Source organism: Corynebacterium sp. H130 (genome assembly GCF_037572395.1).
GTDB lineage: Bacteria > Actinomycetota > Actinomycetes > Mycobacteriales > Mycobacteriaceae > Corynebacterium.
The window spans coordinates 186,234-202,431 of the sequence record NZ_JBBHLA010000001.1; the positions used below are offsets into that span (position 1 = coordinate 186,234).

Consider the following 16,198-nt stretch of genomic DNA (forward strand, 5'->3'; position numbering starts at 1 on the left):
TTACCCCAAAGCGGCAGTGCGGAGCTGGTCAACCCGATTGAGTTGCTCCCATGGCACATCGAGGTCGGTGCGTCCGAAGTGACCGTAGGCCGCAGTTTGCGCGTAGATAGGTCGCAGGAGGTCGAGGTCGCGGATGATGGCTGCAGGTCGAAGGTCGAAAACTTCATTGACCGCTGCCTGGATTGCCTCGTCGGTAAGGCCCTCGCGAGCCGTGCCGAAGGTTTCCACGTACAGGCCAACTGGGGTCGCGCGACCGATGGCGTAGGCAACCTGGACTTCTGCGCGGTCAGCAAGTCCCGCCGCAACGATATTCTTCGCCACCCAACGCATTGCGTAGGCAGCCGAGCGGTCAACCTTGCTTGGATCCTTACCGGAGAATGCTCCGCCACCGTGGCGAGCCATGCCACCGTAGGTGTCAACGATGATCTTTCGGCCGGTAAGACCGGCATCACCCATTGGGCCACCTAGAATGAAGGAACCTGATGGATTGACCAGCAGCTTCAACTCGTCGGTTACGAAGTGTTCGAGGCCTGCGTCCTTGATAACCCAATCCAGAACGTGCTCTTGGAGTTGTTCGCGCAGCCATTCCTGAGTTGCCTCTGGGCTGTGCTGAGTCGAAATAACCACCGTGTCCAGGTACTTAGGCTTATCATCAGCATCGTAAGCGAAGGTGACCTGGGTCTTGCCGTCTGGACGCAGGTTAGGAACGATGCCTTCCTTACGGACCTGGGTCAGCCGACGAGCAAGCCGGTGAGCCAGCGCGATCGGAAGTGGCATGTACTCCGGGGTTTCGTTGGAAGCGTAGCCAAACATCAGACCCTGGTCGCCGGCGCCTGCCTTGGCGAACTCATCGTCGCTGTCACCGTCGCGTGTTTCGAGCGAATTGTCGACGCCCGCACCAATTTCCTGGGACTGCTCGCCAATTGCAACGGTTACGCCACACGTGGTGCCATCGAAGCCGACTTCGGAGCTGGTGAAGCCGATTTCACGAAGCTTGTGTCGAACAAGCGCCGGGATTTCCACATAGCCCGTGGTACGAACCTCGCCAACAATGTGCACCAAACCGGTGGTGACAACCGTCTCCACGGCAACACGCGCGTTCTTATCTTCAGACAAGAGGGCGTCCAGAATCGTGTCAGAGATAGCATCGCAGATCTTATCTGGGTGGCCTTCAGTGACTGATTCGCTGGTAAAGAGACGAACAGCTGAATGTGCGTTAGTCAATGTGTTTCTTTCACTTAAAGAACGTGGATTACTTGAATGACACCAACAATAGACTAAGCTGTCTAAGAAGGCAAAATGTCCTTGCCCACTACTTCATCCAAAATTTTGGACGCGACTTCAAACTTGGTACCGCTCGGGACTTCCACCGGTTCCGCACCTGGCGAGAGCAACCAGCCAGCGTTATCAAGTTGGCCAAACACCTTCCCCTTGCCCACCTGATTGCACATCAAGAGGTCACAACCCTTTCGGGCCAGTTTTGCCTGCGCAAGCTCCAGTGGCGATTGGGTATCGGAACCGGTCTCGGCTGCAAAACCGACGATGATGCACTCTCCGATCTCACCACGCTTCCGTCGCTCAACAGTTCCAGCAAGAATGTCTGGGTTTTCCACGAGGCGCAGAGTGTGAAGCGAATCGTCGTCGCTGCCCTTCTTCAGTTTTGCCCCTGCCTCCGTCTCGGGACGGAAGTCTGCGACGGCCGCCGCCATGATGATCACGTTAGCACCCTCAGCTCGCTCATCGACGGCTGCTGCCATCTCACGCGCAGACGAAACCTTGACTACAGTCGCGCCACACGGAGTTTCCAGAGCGTCCGTAGAACCAGCGATAATGGTCACCTGAGCGCCACGTTGAGCCGCTATTTCAGCTAGCGCGAATCCCTGTCGTCCCGAGGATCGATTGCCGAGGTATCGGACAGGGTCCAGGTTCTCCTGAGTGCCGCCAGCCGTAATGAGGACCTTTTTGCCCTCCATGTCGCGAGAGAAGCCGCCTACCGAGTGTGCAGTAAGAGCCAGATTGGCAATTTGGATCGGCTCCGGTAGACGCCCTGGGCCCGAATCTTTGCCTGTGAGGCGTCCATAGGCTGGGTCGAGCACAGTGACTCCGCGCGAGCGCAGTGTCTGCACATTTGCGACTGTTGCAGCGTTGTTCCACATCTCGGTGTGCATCGCAGGCGCCACCACGATAGGGCAAGTCGCCACTAGACAGGTTGCGGTAAGCAAGTCGTCAGCTCGCCCAGCCACAAGCCTGGCCATTACATCTGCTGTTGCCGGGGCAATCACGACCAGATCAGCTTCTTGGCCGACGCGGACGTGTTGCACTTCATCGACTGCCTCAAACACGGTCGTGGACACTCGATTACCAGAAAGAGCTTCGAATGTGGCCGCGCCGACGAATTGAAGCGCAGAAGGAGTTGGTACCACGGTGACGTTGTGGCCCAACTCCTTGAAAATGCGGACGAGACCGCAGGCCTTGTAGGCTGCGATCCCGCCGGAGACTCCGACTACGATGTTGAGGCATTTGTTCACACCCCAACGATAGACGAACTCTGTTATGCGCGTGCCTTTACCAGGTAGCGATAGATTGTTGGCTCGGATACCTGCAGTCGCTTGGCTGCCGCTGCGATTCCACCCTTGAGGAGGAAGAATCCAGCTTCGTCCAAATCCGCAACCACTTCGATGCGCTCCGCAGATTGCATCCTGTCAGGGGCCACGCTTTGCTTTGCGACGGCGGTATCCAACATCGAATCCAGCAAGCTTTGCAGGCTGGAGCGCAGGCTCTCCAACATCTCATCCCCTTGGCCACTGGTCTCCTCCGCAGCTGGAGTCTCCTCTGCTGGAGCCTCCTGCTGCTCAGGGAACAGGTTCCGAATAGCTTCGAGCTTATCGGGGTATGAGGTTGTCTTTGGCTGCACCTCACCATCACCGAGGAACTTGGTCAAGTTATCTCGCGCAACTTCCAGTTCGGTGATATCCACGTTGATGCACAACATGCCGCGAAGCGTGCCGTCTTCATCTCGAATGAAGTAGCTGGATGAGCGACAGATCCGACCCTCAGCATTGACTGCTCGATAGCCAGTCATGGATGTAGCGTTTGACTTTGAACCCTGGCGCATAAAGCGGAGTGCGAAGTCAGTCACTGGACCACCAATCTGACGGCCACTGATGTGGCCATTGGCGATGGCCACGATCGAGTGATCCGGTACATCCAGATCGTGCAGAACTAGTTCGCAGTTGGGGCCGATGGCCTCACCGAGAAAGTGCACGAGCGGAATGTAGGCGTTCAGAATGTTGGGTCGTTGTGCACGCTCCTGATCTGGGAGGATGGATTGTGCCTCTGGCATGTGGACTCGATTCTGGGTGGTGACTCTAGGTAGTTGATTCTCTATAGAATACAACTTCACTGTGCGAACCATGATGCATTTGACCTCCCACTAAGAGCAGGGAGCCAAAGCAGGGTGCACATTCTTGGCTAGACCACCCAGAGATGTTTCACGGTACTTGGCGTTCATGTCCTTGCCGGTCTCGTACATGGTCGTGATGACCTTGTCCAAGGATACGGTAGGTTTCGTGTCGCGCTGGAGTGCCATACGAGCGGCATTGATGGCCGAGACAGCTGCCACTGCGTTGCGCTCGATGCACGGAACCTGGACCTGTCCGCACACTGGATCACAGGTGAGTCCAAGGTTGTGTTCCATGCCGATTTCCGCTGCACTACACACCTGGTCGGGGGTACCGCCGAGGAGCTGAGCGAGTCCACCGGCAGCCATGGAGCAGGCAACGCCTACTTCACCCTGGCAACCAACCTCTGCGCCAGAGATCGATGCGTTCATCTTGTAGAGCGCGCCGATTTGGGTGCAAACGAGGAAGTAATTGATGAAGTCGTCGCGTTCGACCTTCTTCACGAACTTGTCGTAGTAAGAAAGCACAGCTGGGATGATGCCACACGCACCGTTGGTCGGAGCAGTGACTACACGACCGCCGAGGGCGTTCTCTTCAGAGACGGCCAGTGCGAACATGTTGATCCAGGACATGATGACCAATGGATCATCACCCATGCCCTTTTCGAGCTGCTCGCGCAGGCTGGCTGCTCGACGAGGGACCATGAGATCGCCTGGCAGCACGCCGCCTTCTGAGGATCCACGTCGAATGCCGGTCTGCATGACGTCCCAGACCTTGACCAGGTGGTGGATAACTTCGTTTTCCGGACGGACTGCAAGTTCGTTGGCCCATGCGAGCTCTGGGAGCGTCAGGCCATCGCGCTCGCAGAACTCAAGCATTTCCTCTGCGTTTGCGAACTCGTAGGGAACCTTGACCGGGTTATCCTGCGCCTTGCCGAAGCTCTCAGCGTCGACAATGAAGCCGCCACCAACCGAGTAGTAGGTCTTGTGGAGCAGGATCTCTTCCCCAGCGAAAGCGGTGAGAGTCATGCCATTTTCGTGGAGAGGAAGGTTTTCCTCGTGGAACACGATGCCCTTGTTGCGTGGGAAGTCAACTTCGATGTCGCCGCAGCGGAGACAGAACTTTTCGTTCTGGTATACCCGCTCGAGGAACACTGGCATGCCGTCGATGTCAACGGTTTCTGGGCTGAAGCCAGCCAGACCCATGATGATGGCCTTGTCAGTGGAGTGACCGATGCCGGTGAGAGAAAGGGAGCCGTAGACGTCGCCCTGAACTCGGGTTACCTTTTCGATCAATCCTTCTTCGGCGAGCTGATCCACGAAGGCCTTACCAGCCTTCATTGGGCCGAGCGTGTGAGAGCTCGATGGACCGATGCCGATCTTGAACATATCGAGTGCACTGATAAACATTTTCTTGTTTCCTTTTCGGTTTCAGCGCTACATGAAGGCGTGGATGACGGTGTAGAAGATGGTGCCGAAGGCAACCAGGCCCATGAAGAAGGTGAAGTAGTTCGAGGCCTTGCCCTTGTACTTTGCGAGTGCAGGGACCTTGTGGATTGCCCACATTGGCATCAGGAAGAGCAGGACTGCGATGGTTGGGCCACACAGGGTCTCGATCATGCCGAGGATGGATGGGTTAGACCAGGCGGTGAGCCATGCGGTGATCAGCATGAACAGCAGCGTGATGGTGGACAGCGACTTGGTGCGCTTCAATTCCTTGCCACGAGCGTGAGCAGCTTCGATGATGAGGCCTTCGAAGCCTTCTGCTGCACCGAGGTAGTGACCAAGGAAGGACTTTGCGACGGCGACCATTGCAATGATTGGTGCAGCCCATGCGATAACTGGGTTGTCGAAGTGGTTTGCCAGGTAGGACAGGACGGTGATGTTCTGTGCCTTAGCTTCTGCAAGATTCTCTGGAGACAGGCTCAGTGCGCAGGAGAACACGAAGAACATAACCACGATAACCATGAGGGCTTCAGCAGCGGCGAGGATGTGGCCGGTCTTCTTGTCTGCGTGTACGCCGTATTCCTTCTTCTTGTCCACTGCGAAGGAGGAGATGATTGGAGAGTGGTTGAAGGAGAACACCATAACTGGGACGAGCAGCAGCAGGGTGACAACGAGGCCGTGGCCGGAAGCCTGGGAAGCAACCTCGAGATCGAAGGTCTTGAACAGTGCAGTGTTCCAGTTAGGAATCAGGTACAGAGACAGTGCAACGAGAACTGCGATGAATGGGAAGACCAGGGCGGACATAACCTTGACCACGACGTCTTGGCCCAGACGAACGATAAAGATGAGGGCGGCAACCAGGATGAAGGACATGATTGCGCGTGGTGGAGGCGTCATGCCCAACTGGTGAGACATGAAGGAGTTCACCGTGTTGGTGATGGTGACCGAGTACACCAAGAGGATTGGGTAGACGGAGAGGAAGTACAGGATCGTCATGAACGAGCCGGCTCCGAGGCCGAAGTGCTCGGTGACGACTGCGGTGAGGTCGTCTTCTTCGCCCTTACCGGAAAGCACAAAGCGGGTGAGGCCGCGGTGAGCCCAGAAGGTCATTGGGAAGGCGATGGCGGTCATGATGAGGAGCGGGATGATACCGCCGATGCCCGCGTTGATTGGGAGGAAGAGAACGCCTGCGCCGATTGCGGTGCCGAAGAGGCTGAGGGTCCAAAGAGTGTCGGTCTTGCCCCAACGAGGTGCAGGTGAGTTTGGATCAGATGAACGCACGTCGTGTGCCAGCTGACTTGCCATGGGAAATCTCCAACTTAGGTGAGAAGGGAGAAGAAACTTTCAGGAAGTTTGTCGATCCGACAGTGCCCACAACACATCACAAGATTTAACTGTTGGTTCTTCATATTCCCGTTGTTTCCTCGGGATCACTTCTCATCGTAAAGAAAGAAATTTCTTAGCGCAATAACTTTATTAGTCTGAGAGGGCGTTTATTATCACACTGTGAGATTGGCCAACTTTTTCCACCTAAAAACGCAGGAAACCCGATTCTCACCAGGGAGAATCGGGCGTTATCACGTTGCGAAAGGTTTATTATCCCTCTTCGTGATCAAGCATTCCGCGGTTAATTTCTCGCAATGCGATAGAAAGTGGCTTCTCCTGAGGTTCAGGAGTTACCAGCGGGCCAACGAACTCGAATACGCCTTCGTCCGCCTGCTGGTAGTAGCTGTTGATCTGACGCGCACGCTTCGCAGCGAAGATTACCAAAGCGTACTTAGAGGACACCTTGTCCAATAGCTCATCGATCGGCGGATCGGTAATACCCACAGGCTGGTCAAATACTGCAGCAGTGGTGGCGGTTTCGTTGCTCACTGGAGTCACTTACACCTTTTCAAGGTTCGTTGGTTACATGTAGATCAATGCGGGCTCTTATTTTAGCCAGCCCGCAAAGAATTTGGCTAATCCCTAGCTAGCGCGTGGGGTGCAGAGAATCGTCGAAATAGCGTTGACCGCATCATCAACATTGTCATTGACAACGATGTGGTCAAACTCTTCCTGCGCCGCAAGTTCTTCGCGAGCAGTTTCGAGACGTCGTGCAATTACTTCTTCAGCTTCAGTTCCACGTCCGGTCAAGCGCTCGACGAGCACTTCCCAAGACGGAGGCGCCAGGAACACGGTCTGCGCCTCAGGCAGCGCCTTGACGACGTTCCGAGCACCGATGAGATCAACCTCAACCAGCACTGGACGGCCAGCCTCAAGAGCTTCAAGCACAGGACCGGCGGGGGTTCCGGAACGCTGCAATCCACCGTGAATGTCTGCCCATTCGAGCATTTCGCCACGGTCGATGTGCTGCTGAAACTCCTCTGGTGTGACATAGAAGTAGTCACGCCCATGGACCTCACCCGGGCGAGGAGCCCGGGTGGTCATTGAAACAGAGAAGTAAAGACCGGGAACTTCTTCCCGAAGGCGACTAACCACAGTAGATTTTCCTACCGCAGACGGGCCCGCCAGAACGACGAGGTTGCCCCTTTGGTTATCGCCAGTCATCGTGGATTAGTCGTCCTCAGAGAAACCGAAGCGCTCGAGCAGAGCACGACGCTGACGGTCGCCAAGGCCACGCAGACGACGGGTCTGAGCGATCTCAAGCTCTTCCATGATTTCCTTAGCCTTGACCTTGCCAACCTTTGGCATAGCCTCGAGAAGTGCGGAAACCTTGGTCTTGCCGATGATCTCGTCAGACTGTGCCTGATCAAGAACTTCCTTCAGGTTGGTGCCACCGCGCTTGAGCTTTTCCTTCAGCTCTGCACGAGCCTTGCGGGCCTCAGCAGCCTTTGCGAGGGCTTCTTTGCGCTGCTCGTCGGTCAACTTTGGAAGGGCCACGAGTTCCTCCGATTCAAATAAATTTGGTTGGTCATGCACATCTCATGCAATCCATTACTTCCCACCGGAAACTGTGCCTTTTCAGGTGTTTCCTGGCGAGCTTCGATAAGTCTAGCACTAATCCAGCAAAAGCCGTGGTGACACTTGCATAATCGCATGTCGCAACTCTAAGAGAATGCAAAAGCGACCCGGGAAAACCCCAGGTCACTTGCATTGTTTAGCGCGGAGAAATACCAGGAAAATCTCGTGCCGCTACCTGTGCCGCAGCCCGCAGGGCCTCAACATCAGGGCCGGCTTTGAGCACTGCGCGGGAGATGTTAGGGACAGCCAACGCTTCTACCCCCGCCGACAGGCGAGCAACGTCCTCAGCTGATCCGCCTTGGGCGCCGACACCCGGCAACAAGACGGAACCACCAAGGTCATTTAGTCGCGGAGCATTCTGCAATGTAGCTCCAACGACGACACCAAAATTGCCTGGCTGCCCCTGCGGAGTACTTACGCGGTTCAACTGAGCAAGCTCATCGACGACTTGCTGAGCAACGGTCTCTCCCCCGCTGTTGCGGTTTCCCTGGATAGAAACACCTTCAGGGTTCGACGTAGCAGCCAGGACGTACACACCCTTTCCATGAGCATTGGCGAGCTCAAACGCAGGCTCCAAAGAGCCGACTCCAAGGTATGGGGACACTGTCACTGCGTCGCAGGTAAGAGAGGATTCTGGATGAAGCCAAGCCATGGCATAGGCAGCCATCGTGGACCCGATATCGCCCCTTTTGGCGTCGGCAAGCACCAACGTGCCCTTTTCACGCAGCGCACCCATGGTTTCTTCCAGGATTGCATAGCCACGCGAGCCGTAGGCCTCGAAGAATGCGACCTGTGGCTTCACCATGGCCACGGTGTCTCCGAAAGCTTCGACGCACAGCCGCGAGAACTCGGCAACACCTTCGGCAGACACCGGTAGGTTCCAGGCACTGAGCAGCGAAGGGTGCGGATCAATGCCCACGCACAGCCGTCCGCGGGTTGCGGTGATGGCGAGCAGTTTGCTGCCGAAGGTTTCCATTTACTTCTCCCCTACGGAATGGTCGAGTTCCTGCAGCGCGCGCACGCCTAGATCGCCAGCGCGCAGTGCCTCGATGCCCTGGACAGCGGCCGTGACACCCTGAACCGTGGTCACGAGCGGAATGCCTGCGTTAACGGCTGCCGCGCGAATGTCGTAGCCATCGGTTCGTGCGCCTGCGGTTCCTGCCGGAGTGTTCAGGATCAGGTTCACGCCACCTGCGTTGATCATGTCGACGATAGACTGCTCGCCTTCGCCTGCCTCGTGCTGCTTCAAAACGGTCTCACAAGGGACACCGTTGCGACGCAGCATGCCAGCGGTGCCGGAGGTTGCGAGGATTCGGAAGCCGAGGGTAGCCAGGCGTTGGATCGGGAAGATCAGGCTGCGCTTGTCGCGGTTAGCAACAGAAACGAAGACAGTGCCTTCAACAGGAAGCTCGCCGAATGCAGCTGCCTCAGCCTTGTTGTAGGCCGCGCCGAAGTTATCGGCAAGACCCATGACCTCACCGGTGGACTTCATTTCCGGGCTAAGCAGGGAGTCCAACATGGTACCGTCTGGGCGGCGGAAACGGTTGAATGGCAAGACTGCTTCCTTGACTGCAATTGGTGCGTCGAGTGGCAAGGAACCGCCATCGTGGTCAGAAGGAATCATGCCCTCAGCCTTCAGATCCGCGATGGTTGCACCCAGCATGATGCGGGAAGCGGCCTTAGCCAGCGGCACACCGGTTGCCTTAGAGACAAAAGGCACGGTACGAGACGCGCGAGGGTTGGCCTCGATGACGTACAGAATGTCGTCCTTCAGGGCGAACTGGACGTTCATCAAGCCCTTAACGCCGATGCCATGGGCCAGCGCCTTGGTGGATTCACGGACCTTATTGATGTCTTCCGCGCCAAGAGTCATCGGAGGGAGTGCACAAGCAGAGTCGCCGGAGTGAATGCCAGCTTCCTCGATGTGCTCCATCACGCCAGCGAGGTAGACCTCTTCCCCATCGCACAGGGCGTCGACGTCAATCTCGATGGCGTTGTCCAGGAAGCGGTCAACGAGCACTGGGTGGTCCGACGTGATTTCGGTTGCGCGCTCGATGTAGTCCTTGAGGGAATCTTCGTCGTAGACGATCTCCATGCCGCGGCCACCAAGCACGTAGGACGGGCGAACGAGCACTGGGTAGCCGATGGAGTTGGCTACGGAGCGGGCCTCCTCGAAGGAGGTTGCGGTGCCGAACGCAGGAGCAGGCAGTACTGCCTTGCGCAACACCTCGCCGAACTCGCCACGGTCTTCAGCCAGGTTGATGGCCTCAGGAGTGGTGCCAACTACCGGAACGCCGGCGTCGCGGAGGCGCTGTGCGAGTCCGAGCGGGGTCTGGCCTCCGAGCTGAACGATAACGCCAGCTACGTTGCCGGACTGGGATTCCGCGTGGTAGACCTCCATCACGTCTTCGAAGGTCAGTGGCTCGAAGTACAGACGGTCGGCAGTGTCGTAGTCGGTAGAGACGGTCTCTGGGTTGCAGTTAACCATGACGGTCTCGTATCCGACGCGAGAGAGCTCGAGTGCTGCGTGGACACAGGAGTAGTCGAATTCGATACCCTGGCCGATGCGGTTCGGGCCAGAGCCAAGGATGATGACCTTGTCTCGTTCGGTCTGAGGAGCTACCTCAGATTCAGCGTTTGGATCGAGCTCGTAGGCCGAGTAGTGGTACGGAGTCTTTGCCTCGAACTCTGCAGCACAGGTGTCCACAGTCTTGAAAACCGGGCGGATGCCGAGCGACCAGCGCAGGCGGCGAATGCCGTCCTCGCCAGCAAACTCAGGGCGCAGTGCAGCGATCTGGCGGTCAGACAGACCCATGAACTTTGCGCGACGCAGCAGCGTCTCATTCAGGGTTGGTGCATCGATGAGCACCTGACGGAAGTTAACCAGTTCCTTGAGCTCTCCGAGGAACCAAGGATCAATGCCGGATGCTGCGTACACATCCTCAACGCTCGCGCCGAGGCGCAAGGCCAGTTCGGCGTCGTAAAGGCGTCCCTCGGTCGGGCGCTTCAGATCCTCAAGCACGGCAGCAACGTCGGTGGCGCGCTCGCCAGCGAACACCTCGTCAGGTACGGTCCAGAAGCCAGCCTGCTTGTTCTCCAGGGAGCGCATGACTTTGCCCAGTGCGCCGATGTAGTTGCGCCCCAGTGCCATGGCCTCGCCTACAGACTTCATGGTGGTGGTGAGGGTGTCGTCTGCGCCAACGAACTTCTCGAAAGCGAAGCGTGGCGCCTTTACGACGACATAGTCAAGGGTTGGCTCGAACGCCGCTGGCGTCTCGCCCGTGATGTCGTTGGTGATCTCGTCCAGGGTGTAGCCGATGGCGAGCTTCGCTGCGATCTTCGCGATTGGGAAGCCGGTGGCTTTAGAAGCGAGTGCGGAGGAACGGGATACGCGTGGGTTCATCTCGATGGTGATGATGCGTCCGTCCTTCGGGTTGATGGCGAACTGGATGTTGCAGCCACCGGTGTCCACGCCGACCTCACGGATGATGGCGATGCCCTGGTCGCGCATGACCTGGAACTCGCGGTCGGTCAGGGTCATGGAAGGAGCCACGGTGACAGAGTCACCCGTGTGCACGCCGAGGGCGTCCACGTTCTCGATGGAGCAGACAACCACGACGTTGTCGTCGCCGTCACGCATGAGCTCGAGCTCATATTCCTTCCAACCGAGGATCGATTCCTCGATGAGGACGTTGGCCTCAGGGGACGCGGCCAGGCCACCGCCTGCGATACGCTCGAGGTCCTCGTTGTTGAACGCAAGGCCGGATCCGAGGCCACCCATGGTGAAGGATGGGCGAACGACCACTGGCAGACCGAGTTCTGCGACGGTCTCGTGAACCTCTTCCATGTTGTGGCAAACGCGGGAACGTGCGGACTCGCCACCGATCTTGGCCACGATGTCTTTGAACATCTGGCGATCCTCGCCACGCTGGATGGCTGGGATGTCAGCGCCGATGAGCTCGACGTTGTACTTCTCCAGAGAGCCACGGCGATCCAGCTGGATGGCGGCATTCAGTGCGGTCTGGCCACCGAGCGTTGCAAGCACGGCGTCAATTGGGTGGCCCTGCTCGATCTCCTTTTCAAAGATCTTCTCGATGTATTCCGGCTGAATAGGCTCCACGTAGGTGTGGTCGGCGAACTCCGGGTCGGTCATGATGGTGGCCGGGTTGGAGTTGATCAGGGTGACGCGCAGGCCCTCCTGCTTGAGCACGCGGCACGCCTGGGTGCCCGAGTAGTCGAATTCGCAGGCCTGGCCGATGACGATCGGGCCGGAACCGATGACCAGTACGTGCTTGATGTCGTTACGCTTTGGCATTGTTATCTCCTCGTAGCGGTCGTCGGTTTACTTAGAACCCAGCAGAGCCAGGAACTGATCGAACAATGGATTAGCATCGTGCGGACCAGCCGCAGACTCTGGGTGGTACTGGACTGAGAAGGCGCGACCGTTCTTCAGCGCGACGCCCTCGACGGTGCCGTCGTTGAGGCAAACGTGCGTGACGCGTGCAGGGCCGAACGGAGATTCAAACTCCATGCCAGCCTCGCCTTCCAGGGCGAAGCCATGGTTCTGGGAGGTGATGTCGATCCGGCCGGAGATCAGGTCCTTGACCGGAATGTTGATACCGCGGTGGCCGAACTTCATCTTGTAGGTCTTCAGTCCCAGAGCACGGCCGAGAATCTGGTTACCGAAGCAAATGCCGAACAGAGGCAGGTCTGCCTTAATGATCTCCCCTACGATGCCGACCATGACGTCTGCGGTGGCAGGGTCACCGGGCCCGTTGGAGATAAAGACTCCATCCGGGTTGTACTGCTTGATCTGTTCAAATGGGGTGTTCGCCGGAACGACGACGGTGCGAATGCCGCGTGCTGCGAAGTTACGCGGGGTCTGGGACTTGATACCCATGTCGTATGCCACGACGGTGTACTTGTGCTCCCCCTCCGGATCGAGCACGTATGGCTCCTTCGTAGCGACCTCAGCTGCAAGGTCAGCTCCCGCCATCGATGGTTGATCCTTGACTACCTTCACCAACTCTTCGTCGGACTTCAGGGCGTCGTCACCAGCAAAAATGCCGGCCGCGATGGAGCCGTGATTACGAAGGTGGCGAACCAGAGCGCGAGTATCGATGCCAGAGATGCCGATAACACCCTGCTTCTTCATCTCATCTTCCAGCGAGCGCTCTGCACGCCAGTTGGAGACGCGGGCCGAGAGGTCACGAATCACGAGGCCGGCGACCCAAATTCGGTGGTCGTGGGACTCGTAGTCCTCATCGTTCCAGCCAGTGTTGCCAATCTGTGGCGCCGCAGCGACCACGATCTGACGATGGAATGACGGGTCCGTCATGGACTCCTGGTAACCGGTCATAGCCGTGGTAAAAACCGCTTCGCCCAGGGTGGTTCCGGTTGCGCCGAAACCGAGGCCGGTAAAAATGCGACCGTCCGCGAGCACCAACTTTGCAGGTACGTCGTTAAACACAGTAGAGCCTTTCAGAAATTATTCAGTCTAATGCAAATTATACGGTGTGTGGCTCTGCAGCCTTACCCTCAGCACAGGTTACGTGGCCACGAAGGATCGTGGTGGTGACCTTGGTGTGGAACTCCATGCCCTCATACGGCGTGTTTTCGGCCTTGGAGTCCATGTCTTCACCTCGGGCGATCCACGTGCAGTCTGGATCAATCAATGTGAGGTTTGCTGGCTCGCCTTCTGCAACTGGTCGGCCGTGACCAGGCAAGCGGGTGATCTCGGCTGGGCGCTCGGACATGACTTTTGCCACCCAGCGCCAATCCGCAAGGCCGGTCCGGACAAAAGTGTCGGCGATGATCGCCAATGAGGTTTCGAGGCCGAGCATGCCCGGGCGAGCGTGTTCGAACTCCACGCACTTTTCCTCGGAGCCGTGCGGTGCATGGTCGGTCGCGACGCAGTCGATGACGCCGTCCAGAAGTGCCTGGCGAAGCGCGACGGTGTCGTGATCCTCGCGAAGTGGAGGGTTGACGCGGTAAACGCCGTCGTAGGTCTCAAGCAGCTTGTCTGTCAGAATGAGGTGGTGTGGCGTCACTTCTGCGGTGATCGGAATACCTTGGGACTTTGCCCACTTCACCAGCTCAACCGATCCAACGGTGGACAAGTGGCAGATGTGCATGCGAGTGCCGTAGTCACGGGTCAGCAGGGAGTCACGGGCGACAATGGACTCTTCCGCTGCACGCGGCCAGCCGCGCAGGCCGAGGCGCGCTGCGGTTTCGCCCTCGTGGGCTGGAGCGTTGTCGGTCAGTCGTAGGTCTTCGCAGTGCTGTGCCAGCAGTACGTCCTGGCCCTTGGCGTATTCGATGGCGCGGCGCATGATCATTGGATTATCCACGCACTTGCCGTCGTCGGAGAACATGCGGACCTTCGCAGCAGAGCGGGCCATCATGCCGAACTCGGTGATCTCTTTGCCTTCCAGCCCCTTGGTGATGGAACCAACCGGGTGGACATCGCACAGGCCGATAGCTTGGGACTTCAGCCATACCGATTCAGCAATGGTTGGCTGATCAAGGACTGGCATGGTGTTGGCCATGGTGAACACCGCGGTGAAGCCACCCTTTGCCGCTGCGGCGGAGCCGGTTGCCAACGTTTCCGTATCCTCGCGACCAGGCTCACGGAGGTGAACGTGCATGTCGACGAGGCCTGGAAGCAGGACCTGCCCACGGCCGTCGATAATGCGGTCAGCTTCAACATCCAAAGCTGCACCGATCCGGTCAATGACGCCATCGACGATGTAAACGTCAACAGCATCTTCACCGTAGGGACGGACATTCTTGATGAGCAGCGTCTGTTGTGCTGCCGGAGCCAATTGTCCAGTTTCAGGGAAGTTCATGTCTAGCTCTCCGTCCCGATCAAGGTGGTGAACAGCACAGCCATGCGCACGTGCACACCGTTGCTGACCTGCTGCAGTACTGCGGTTTGAGGGGCATCCGCCACGTGGTAGTTCATTTCCATGCCGCGAAGCATTGGACCTGGGTGCATGACAATCGCATCTTCACGCATCGAAGCAGCGCGCGCCTTTGACATGCCGTACAAGGTGGCGTACTCGCGGTGCGATGGGAAGAATCCACCGTGCATACGTTCTTGCTGAACACGGAGCATCATCACCACGTCGGCATCCTTGATTTCGGCGTCCATGTCGTAGCCGAAGCGCACCGGCCAATTCTCGACTCCGGTAGGCAGCAGCGTTGGTGGCGCAATCAGCACAACCTCGTTGCCCAGAGCTGCGTGAAGCTCGACGTTGGAACGAACGACACGAGAGTGCAGGCAGTCACCGACGATGACGATCTTGAGCCCGGTGAGGCGACCGAGGCACTGACGCATCGTCACGGCGTCGAGAAGCGCCTGGGTTGGGTGCTGGTGCGCGCCATCGCCAGCATTGATGATGGACGGACCGTTTGGGCCGAGCCACTGCGCAACCTGCTGGGCAGCGCCTGACGACGGGTGACGCATGACAATTGCGTCGGCACCAACGGCTCCAAGGGTGGACGCAGTGTCCTTGAGGGATTCGCCCTTCTTCACCGAGGATCCAGTGGCGGAGACGTTGATAACGTCCGCGCTCATCCACTTACCAGCGGTTTCGAATGAGGACCGAGTACGGGTGGAGTTCTCGTAGAACATGGTGAAGATGGTGCGACCACGCAAGGTCGGCAGCTTCTTCACCTCCCGTCCTTCGAGCGCTTCCCGGAATTTGTCTGCCTCATCGAGGAGGCCAATGATTTCGTCTTTGGTGAGATCGGAAATGCTCAGGAGGTGCTTCATGCTCTAGCTCTCTCGCTTGATAAAAACGCCGTCATGGTCGTCGATTTCCGACAAGCGAACGATGACGTCTTCGTCCTTGGACGTGGGAAGATTCTTGCCGACGTAATCCGCACGGATGGGCAGCTGCCGGTGACCGCGGTCAACCAGTACCGCTAGTTGAATGTTGGCTGGACGGCCTTCATCGCGGAGCGCATCGAGCGCGGCGCGGATGGTGCGTCCGGAAAACAGCACATCATCGACGAGGATCACAGTCCCATCGTCGATGGATTCTGGGATAACTGTTGGAAGAAGCGCGCGATGCGGCTTAGTGCGCAGGTCATCGCGGTAGAGGGTGATATCGAGGGAGCCGGTGGGCACCGCCACACCAGAAAATTCTTCGATCTTTGCAGCCAGACGCTGCGCGAGGGGTACTCCCCCAGATGGAATGCCAAGCAAAAGCACGCGGGTCTGCCCCGCGTCTAGGGCCGTCTTTTCAATAATTTGGTGCGCGATTCGCGCCACGGTGCGACCGACATCTGCTGCGGACAGCAATTCGGTTTCCATGGTGTCGCTCATCGTGACCTCCTTCCCCGCCTCTCTGTGCGGACCATTAAAGGATGTCTCTATGCTGG

At 57.8% G+C, this 16,198-nt stretch carries 14 protein-coding genes; all 14 read right to left on the reverse strand.

Annotated features, from left to right (window positions below; all coding sequences use genetic code 11):
* Nucleotides 1–1,224 carry a methionine adenosyltransferase gene (metK, locus tag WG939_RS00875; RefSeq protein WP_339981627.1) on the reverse strand — a complete coding sequence of 408 codons (1,224 nt, stop codon included), beginning with the start codon at nucleotides 1,222–1,224 and terminating at the stop codon, nucleotides 1–3.
* A gap of 62 nt (nucleotides 1,225–1,286) precedes the next feature.
* Nucleotides 1,287–2,528 (reverse strand): bifunctional phosphopantothenoylcysteine decarboxylase/phosphopantothenate--cysteine ligase CoaBC, encoded by a 1,242-nt coding sequence (gene coaBC / locus WG939_RS00880; RefSeq protein WP_339981628.1) that lies wholly within the window; start codon nucleotides 2,526–2,528, stop codon nucleotides 1,287–1,289.
* A gap of 23 nt (nucleotides 2,529–2,551) precedes the next feature.
* A complete protein-coding gene (locus WG939_RS00885) occupies nucleotides 2,552–3,343 on the reverse strand; it encodes a helix-turn-helix transcriptional regulator (protein ID WP_339981630.1) in 792 nt (263 codons plus the stop codon).
* A gap of 90 nt (nucleotides 3,344–3,433) precedes the next feature.
* Complete coding sequence (locus tag WG939_RS00890) at nucleotides 3,434–4,810, reverse strand: L-serine ammonia-lyase (protein WP_339981631.1); 1,377 nt, start codon at nucleotides 4,808–4,810, stop codon at nucleotides 3,434–3,436.
* 27 nt (nucleotides 4,811–4,837) lie between these two features.
* Nucleotides 4,838–6,151 (reverse strand): HAAAP family serine/threonine permease, encoded by a 1,314-nt coding sequence (locus WG939_RS00895; RefSeq protein ID WP_339981633.1) that lies wholly within the window; start codon nucleotides 6,149–6,151, stop codon nucleotides 4,838–4,840.
* 291 nt (nucleotides 6,152–6,442) lie between these two features.
* On the reverse strand, nucleotides 6,443–6,730 hold the full coding sequence (rpoZ, locus tag WG939_RS00900; RefSeq protein WP_339981635.1) for a DNA-directed RNA polymerase subunit omega: 288 nt from the start codon (nucleotides 6,728–6,730) through the stop codon (nucleotides 6,443–6,445).
* Between the two features lie 84 nt (nucleotides 6,731–6,814).
* Nucleotides 6,815–7,396, reverse strand: a complete 582-nt coding sequence (gmk, locus tag WG939_RS00905; protein WP_339981637.1) for a guanylate kinase — start codon at nucleotides 7,394–7,396, stop codon at nucleotides 6,815–6,817.
* Nucleotides 7,397–7,402: 6 nt separating this feature from the next.
* Complete coding sequence (gene mihF / locus WG939_RS00910) at nucleotides 7,403–7,729, reverse strand: integration host factor, actinobacterial type (protein WP_339981639.1); 327 nt, start codon at nucleotides 7,727–7,729, stop codon at nucleotides 7,403–7,405.
* 217 nt (nucleotides 7,730–7,946) lie between these two features.
* Entirely contained in the window at nucleotides 7,947–8,786 is an 840-nt protein-coding gene (gene pyrF / locus WG939_RS00915; protein ID WP_339981641.1) for an orotidine-5'-phosphate decarboxylase, read from the reverse strand.
* Nucleotides 8,787–12,125 (reverse strand): carbamoyl-phosphate synthase large subunit, encoded by a 3,339-nt coding sequence (carB, locus tag WG939_RS00920; protein WP_339981642.1) that lies wholly within the window; start codon nucleotides 12,123–12,125, stop codon nucleotides 8,787–8,789.
* A 27-nt stretch (nucleotides 12,126–12,152) separates the two neighbouring features.
* Entirely contained in the window at nucleotides 12,153–13,295 is a 1,143-nt protein-coding gene (gene carA, locus WG939_RS00925) for a glutamine-hydrolyzing carbamoyl-phosphate synthase small subunit (RefSeq protein ID WP_445227862.1), read from the reverse strand.
* A gap of 22 nt (nucleotides 13,296–13,317) precedes the next feature.
* Nucleotides 13,318–14,658, reverse strand: a complete 1,341-nt coding sequence (locus WG939_RS00930) for a dihydroorotase (protein ID WP_339981645.1) — start codon at nucleotides 14,656–14,658, stop codon at nucleotides 13,318–13,320.
* Nucleotides 14,659–14,660: 2 nt separating this feature from the next.
* The gene (locus tag WG939_RS00935) at nucleotides 14,661–15,587 is read right to left on the reverse strand and encodes an aspartate carbamoyltransferase catalytic subunit (protein WP_339981646.1); all 927 of its coding nucleotides are present in this window, start codon (nucleotides 15,585–15,587) and stop codon (nucleotides 14,661–14,663) included.
* 3 nt (nucleotides 15,588–15,590) lie between these two features.
* Entirely contained in the window at nucleotides 15,591–16,142 is a 552-nt protein-coding gene (gene pyrR / locus WG939_RS00940) for a bifunctional pyr operon transcriptional regulator/uracil phosphoribosyltransferase PyrR (RefSeq protein ID WP_339981647.1), read from the reverse strand.
* Between the last annotated feature and the right edge of the window lie 56 nt (nucleotides 16,143–16,198).

What these genes read in the sequence shown, in the direction of transcription:
- WG939_RS00890 (WP_339981631.1), bottom strand. Translation starts at nt 4,810, where the DNA reads ATGTTTATCAGTGCACTCGATATGTTCAAGATCGGCATCGGTCCATCG.
- WG939_RS00935 (WP_339981646.1), bottom strand. Translation starts at nt 15,587, where the DNA reads ATGAAGCACCTCCTGAGCATTTCCGATCTCACCAAAGACGAAATCATT.
- WG939_RS00930 (WP_339981645.1), bottom strand. Translation starts at nt 14,658, where the DNA reads ATGAACTTCCCTGAAACTGGACAATTGGCTCCGGCAGCACAACAGACG.
- WG939_RS00895 (WP_339981633.1), bottom strand. Translation starts at nt 6,151, where the DNA reads ATGGCAAGTCAGCTGGCACACGACGTGCGTTCATCTGATCCAAACTCA.
- carB (WP_339981642.1), bottom strand. Translation starts at nt 12,125, where the DNA reads ATGCCAAAGCGTAACGACATCAAGCACGTACTGGTCATCGGTTCCGGC.
- pyrF (WP_339981641.1), bottom strand. Translation starts at nt 8,786, where the DNA reads ATGGAAACCTTCGGCAGCAAACTGCTCGCCATCACCGCAACCCGCGGA.
- gmk (WP_339981637.1), bottom strand. Translation starts at nt 7,396, where the DNA reads ATGACTGGCGATAACCAAAGGGGCAACCTCGTCGTTCTGGCGGGCCCG.
- WG939_RS00885 (WP_339981630.1), bottom strand. Translation starts at nt 3,343, where the DNA reads ATGCCAGAGGCACAATCCATCCTCCCAGATCAGGAGCGTGCACAACGA.
- pyrR (WP_339981647.1), bottom strand. Translation starts at nt 16,142, where the DNA reads ATGAGCGACACCATGGAAACCGAATTGCTGTCCGCAGCAGATGTCGGT.